The organism is Microcystis sp. LE19-10.1B (assembly GCF_027530565.1).
Lineage (GTDB): Bacteria > Cyanobacteriota > Cyanobacteriia > Cyanobacteriales > Microcystaceae > Microcystis > Microcystis aeruginosa.
Window position 1 is genome coordinate 24,841 of record NZ_JAPZQM010000233.1, and the last position, 6,369, is coordinate 31,209.

Genomic DNA, 6,369 nt, shown 5'->3' on the forward strand with positions numbered 1-6,369 from the left:
AAAAGCTTGTCAAGATTACAGAGAAGCAGCATTTATTCAGAGTAAATCTTCTAGTTTTATGGTCATATAATCTTGAGTTTGATTGGGATTTTGGATAAACCTAACGACGATTTTATCTCGTTCTTCTAATAGGGTTTCTAGGGTTAATAAATTTGATTCTGTAGATTGAGAGAGAATTTTATATAAGGTACTCTCGCTCAAATTATAGTCTGGCTCATTTTCTTTGGCAAGATCACTAATTTCGTTGCGATTATAAAAAATAATTCCTCTGAATTGCACAAATATTTGTGCATTTTGATAGTTTTTCTGGGGATTAGCATGATTATTGAGAGTCAGAAGCATATAGATTCTATTCATCCCGCTTTGAAATTTACCAGCAATCTGCTTTAATGTGCTTTCTTTGTCTTTTTTTGCCTGTAGGGATGCTTTAAGTTCAATTAAACAAATTTGCAGATGATAATTGAGAATTTTACCAGCATCATCGACTTTTCTCTGTAAAACTAATATAGCTTTTTCAGGGGTTTTGCCGGAAGCAGAGATACCGGGTAACTCTTTTTCTAAATTGATAACCCAGATTTTATCTACTTCTGTAGATATATTTTTGTCATTTTTAGACGATAACTTTAAGTGATTAATAACTACTTTCTTTAAATCGCTCTTATTTGTTTCTAGAATTTCAATATACTCATCCTGACTAGGGGAGATTTCTTCAATAAAACCCTGTTTTTCTAAAGCTTGATGAAACTCTTGTCTAAGGGAAAATATTTCTTTTTTTGAGTTAGACTTACTCATTCTCTGCTAAATAGATATGATTGGTTAAAATTTCGCCAGATTTCTGCACAGAGTTGATAACTTCTTTAAAGTTACGAAAATAAACACCATATTCACTGGTTCCATAATCAATAATTTTATCACCCGTGAAAAAGTAAACCCCTAAGTCTTCTTTAGCAATTGAAATTTCTGGATTTAAATTTTTTAATTGATTATCTTCAATAATTTTTGTGACATCAACATCATAACTTTTTAAGGTATGAAGATAAACATAATTGTTGAGAATATCGGTTAAAATTGGGCTATGGGTGGTGATCAAAACCCGATTATCATGCTCGGTGACAAATTGAACTAAAATATCCATTAAGCGAATTTGATTTTCGGGATGCAAATTAACTTCTGGTTCATCTATCATCAAAAAATTGTTTTTTTCCTTAGCCCAATATTTGAGATAAAGATACAAGATAGTCAACTGATTGACTGAAGATGAAGCTAGATACATAGGTAAATCTTTGCTTTCATCGAATTTAAAAGAAAATTGAATAGGTGCGATCGATTCTAGACTAGAAATGGTGATTTCTCCTCCCATTAATCCGGTCATCTTTTCAATCAGAGAATTATAAACTGAATTAATTTTTTTCTTGGTATTGAGAGAATAAAGCGACTCAATCACTTTATTCATTGGTTCTGTATAAGACCTTTTGGGTAATTGTTCTTGAAGACGTTTGAATATATCCCGATTAGTATCAACATCATCATCAATATTTTCTATTAATTCTTGCAATCGACGATTATACTCACTTCTTTTATTTCTCTCTATCTCATAAATGTACTGGTAGAAAACAGGAAAAAAACTACGACTAGCGGGGATAAAAAAAGTATCTTCTGCATGAGACAAAAGCACTCTTATTATTGACGGAATAATTACTGATTCCTTGTATGGTTTAGCTCTCTCAAAAAAGTCTCTGGGTATTTGATCAAATACTTTCTCAGGGATATTATTCTCTTTTATATTTATTGTTAGGCTACCTTTGCCCTTGCTAATCTGTAAATACTCCAGATCATTATTTCCTGCAACACGAACCAAAAAAGTTGTTTTAAATTTCGTCTCTTTAAATTCTTTGATATTTGCTTGAAAAACTAATTTATTGGAACCAATAATCGTTTCTTTAATACTAGCATCAAGATTATAGGTATTAACAACTTCTTTTTCAATAAACTGGCTAAATTTATTGAGAATCTCATCGATTAATTCTTGATTGATCGTAATTTTTTTAATAGGTTTTTCCGAGTCAATTACTAAAGAATCAATTTCGGTATTTTCGGAAAACCTTCTAATATTGTCATTATTAAAAATTGTCCATAAAAGCTGAGAAACTAGGGTTTTGCCACTATTATTGTAGCCAATAAAAGTATAGAACTTCTTGGTTAAATCTATGGTTTGATTATTATTTCTAATTGATCCCAAATTCTTGATCAGTAGTTCCATATTATTTTTACCAATCACACCGAGAGGATAACTAATTTTTTAAAGGTGGACAAAATGCCCACCCTTAACACTATTGTAAACTGCTAGTTAACTGACTTTTGGCCTTAGCTAAAGCTTCGCTTAACTTACTAGCATCCCGTCCCCCAGCTTGAGCTAAATTGGGACGACCACCACCACCACCGGCGCAGATTTTAGCGATCGCACCGATAAATTTACCCGCTTGTAAACCCTTATCTTTAATCACCCGGGGACTAAAAGCGGCCACTAAACTCACTTTATCAGCTGCGGGAGTCGAGGCCAAAACCACTGCCCCTTCCCCTAATTTTTGCTGTAGTCTTTCGGCTGCGGCCATCAAAGCATTAGCATCAATATCGCCCAAAGAAGCGACTAATAGCTTAAATTCGCCGATAGATTCGGCTTGAGATAGCAAAGCATCCGATTTATTTAGCGCCAACTCCTGTTTAACCGCTTCTAACTGCTTTTGTGTGCCTTTTAACTCTGATTGTAAGACCGTAATGCGATCGGGAATTTCCAGAGGTTTGACCTTAAAGCGATCGCACAAATCCCGCACCACCTGATCCCGTTCATTCAGGTATGCTAACACGGCAGGGCCGGCCACCGCTTCGATGCGACGAATTCCTGCGGCGATTCCCGTCTCGGAGATGATTTTAAATAAACCGATCTCGGCAGTATTTTTAACGTGAGTTCCCCCGCATAATTCCATAGAAACGCTAGGAATATCGATAACTCGCACTTCTGAGCCGTATTTCTCGCCAAACATGGCAATAGCTCCCTTCTGCTTCGCTTCTTCCAATCCCATCACCGCTATCTGGGTGTCATGCGCTTCGGCAATCCAAGTGTTAATCTGTTCTTCCACCTGTTGCAATTCAGCGCTAGTCAGGGGACGAGGACAGTTAAAATCAAAACGGAGGCGATCGAAATTGACTAGGGAACCTGCTTGGGAAATCCCCCCATCGACAAGCTTTTTCAGGGCCGATTGTAGCAGATGGGTGGCGGTATGATTAGCTTGGGCGCGACGACGACAGGAACGATCGATCTGTGCATTAATTGTATCGCCGGTGGTGACAATTCCCCGCTCAATCCGACCAAAATGGATAAAAATCCCCGATTCTTTCTGCACATCCTCAACGCGGATAACCAGATTATCGCCGGTTAAATAACCCTTATCACCGATTTGTCCACCCGATTCGGCATAAAAAGGGGTTTGATCGAGAACTACCTGCACCTCAGTGCCTGCTGCGGCCGATTCCACCGTTTTACCAGCGACTAAAACCGTCGTTACTGTTGCGGTTGCTTGCAAATCCGTATAACCGAGAAATTCCGTCGGGTGAATATGTTCTGCCAGCTTATCTAAACTGCCCTGTACCGTCAAATCTATGGTTTCGTGGGCGGCTTTTGATCTTTGCTGCTGTTTTTTCATTTCCTGCTCGAAACCCGCCGTATCGACGCTTAAACCCTGCTCCTCGGCGATTTCTTGAGTGAGTTCGAGGGGGAAGCCATAGGTATCATAAAGGGTAAAGGCATCGACTCCCGAAATCTGGCTTTTTTCTTTTTCTAGAATCGATTCGAGCAGTTTCTCGCCTCTTTCTAGGGTTTCTAAAAATCTCGCTTCCTCTCGCTCTAATTCTGCCTTGATCACCGTTTCTCGTTCCCGAACATTGCCATAGACGGACTCGGAAAGAGCGATCGCAACTTCCGCCACTTTGGTGATAAACTGACCTTCAATACCGATTAAACGCCCGTGTCGTACTACTCTCCGAATCAGACGACGCAGGACGTAACCTCTGTCAGTATTCGATGCTGAGATACCATCCGCTATCATGTGTACTACCGAACGCACATGATCGCCGATGACTTTTAGGGAAACTTTCGTTTTTTCGTCCGCTTTCTGGTAGTCTATGGCTGCTAACCGGGCCGCTTCAGCGACAATCGGGAAAATTAGGTCAGTTTCGTAGTTATTGGCGACTTTTTGCAGGATTTGCGCCATCCGTTCCAAACCCATCCCCGTATCGATATTTTTATTGGCCAGGGGTGTCAGATTGCCATCCGCGTCGCGGTTATACTGCATGAAGACGAGGTTATAAAACTCGATAAAACGGCTATCATCCTCTAAATCGATGGTTTTATCCCCCAATTCCGGGTGAAAATCGTAGTAAATTTCCGAACAGGGACCACAGGGACCCGTGGGACCCGATACCCAAAAGTTATCCGCTTCGCCCATTTTTTGGATACGATGAGCAGGAATACCGATTTTATCGCGCCAGATAGCGAAAGCTTCCTCATCCTCTCTAAAGACACTAACGACTAATCTTTCGGGGGGAAGGTTAAAAACTTCTGTGGACAATTCCCAGGCCCAGGCGATCGCTTGTTCTTTAAAATAATCACCAAAGCTAAAATTGCCCAACATCTCAAAAAAAGTATGGTGTCTAGCAGTCCGGCCGACATTTTCGATATCGTTGGTGCGAATACATTTTTGGGAAGTGGTAGCGCGGGTAAATTCTGGGGTCTTTTGCCCTAAGAAAATCGGTTTAAAAGGGAGCATTCCCGCAATAGTCAGCAAAACGGTGGGGTCTTCTGGGACTAGAGAGGCACTAGGGAGAATTTTATGGTTTCTGGCCGCAAAAAAGTCTAAAAATCGCTGGCGAATCTCGCTTCCGCTTAGGTGGTTACTCATAGAAGATGTCAGTTAGTCAGAAAATGCCTATTTTATCCATTGTGGCATTTTTGCGTTTTAACTCTCCACCTTTACTCTTGCGCCGCTTGTCGGACCTGTTCTAAGTCTAAATCCAAAGCTTGAGCGATTTGTTCCACACTTAAACCCAAAGCCAGCAAACGGGGAATAGATTCCAGTTTTCCTTCTAGTTTACCTTCTAGTTTACCTTCTAGTTTACCTTCTAGTTTTCCTTCTAGTTTTCCTTCCAGTCGTCCTTCCCGTTTAGTTGCTTCCTTCCATTCCTGATAGGTTTGAGATAAAGTCATAAACACCTCTCTATCCTCAGTTTCTAGGATGTTATTTATTTCCATACTAACCCGCCAACTAATCAATAATTCCAAGACATTTTCCCGGAAAGCATTACCTTGAGGTAATTCTAACAATTCTCGCACCGCTTGGTTTTGCGTTTTTCCCCGTCCTAATAATCTTAACCAGAGAGTCTCAGCAGTCACAGGCAATTGATTAATAGCGATAATTGCCGTGCGATAAAGCGAGGGAAGAAAATAGACTCCTTCTGGCCAATCTGGTCTTAATTTTGCCCCAAATCCCTCTAAAACAGTGATACCAGCCGAAGGGGATAAAATCCACAAACGAGGGGCATTGTCTTCATTGTAGCTCTGATTTTCCCGTTTAGCTTGTCTTTGCAGTTCGGCTAAAATTGTCAAAAGTTTCGCTAAACAATTGCGAATCTCGCTACGATTGGGAGGATTGCGATAGGGTTCAATTAAGACAGTATTAAGGACAATTCTGCCTAATAATCCCAGATAATTGGGGTTGGGTTCGGCATTGGGGGAAAAAAATAAATCTATCTGTCGGGTTTCGTCGCTGACTTCTTTACTGATTTCGACGATTCCCAGGGGAGAAAGTAATTGTTCAAGGTAATTTTTGGCAAATTGATCATGGGGTTTCATGGGGTTTCTTGAATAGCTCGTCGGACCTGTTCTAAGTCTAAATCCAAAGCTTGAGCGATTTGTTCCACACTTAAACCCAGAGCAAGTAAACGGGGAATAGATTCCAGTTTAGCCTCTAGTTTTCCTTGTTCGAGTCCTCGCTCTAGTCCTCGCTCTAGTCCTTGTTCGAGTCCTCGCTCTAGTCCTTCCTGTCGTCCTTCCCGTTTAGTTGCTTCCTTCCATTCCTGATAGGTTTGAGATAAGGTCATAAATACCTCTCTATCTTCAGTTTCTAGGATGTTATTTATTTCCATACTAACCCGCCAACTAATTAATAATTCCAGCACATTTTCCCGGAAAGCATTACCTTGAGGTAATTCTAACAATTCTCGCACCGCTTGGTTTTGCGTTTTTCCCCGTCCTAATAATCTTAACCAGAGAGTCTCAGCAGTCACAGGCAATTGATTAATAGCGATAATTGCCGT

General features: G+C 40.2%; 5 protein-coding genes. All 5 read right to left on the reverse strand.

What is annotated here, in order from left to right; all coding sequences use genetic code 11:
- Nucleotides 1–36 precede the first annotated feature (36 nt).
- Entirely contained in the window at nucleotides 37–792 is a 756-nt protein-coding gene (locus O9332_RS08565; RefSeq protein WP_052277324.1) for a carbohydrate kinase family protein, read from the reverse strand.
- Nucleotides 785–2,260, reverse strand: a complete 1,476-nt coding sequence (locus tag O9332_RS08570) for an AAA family ATPase (protein ID WP_288024915.1) — start codon at nucleotides 2,258–2,260, stop codon at nucleotides 785–787. Before O9332_RS08570 ends, O9332_RS08565 begins: the two co-directional genes overlap by 8 nt.
- Before the next feature lie 70 nt (nucleotides 2,261–2,330).
- Nucleotides 2,331–4,955 (reverse strand): alanine--tRNA ligase, encoded by a 2,625-nt coding sequence (gene alaS / locus O9332_RS08575; RefSeq protein WP_002757014.1) that lies wholly within the window; start codon nucleotides 4,953–4,955, stop codon nucleotides 2,331–2,333.
- A gap of 71 nt (nucleotides 4,956–5,026) precedes the next feature.
- The gene (locus tag O9332_RS08580) at nucleotides 5,027–5,905 is read right to left on the reverse strand and encodes an RpnC/YadD family protein (protein WP_288024918.1); all 879 of its coding nucleotides are present in this window, start codon (nucleotides 5,903–5,905) and stop codon (nucleotides 5,027–5,029) included.
- A partial coding sequence (locus O9332_RS08585; protein WP_502846642.1) for an RpnC/YadD family protein occupies nucleotides 5,902–6,369 on the reverse strand: 468 nt, incomplete at its 5' end. The genes O9332_RS08580 and O9332_RS08585, both read right to left, overlap by 4 nt.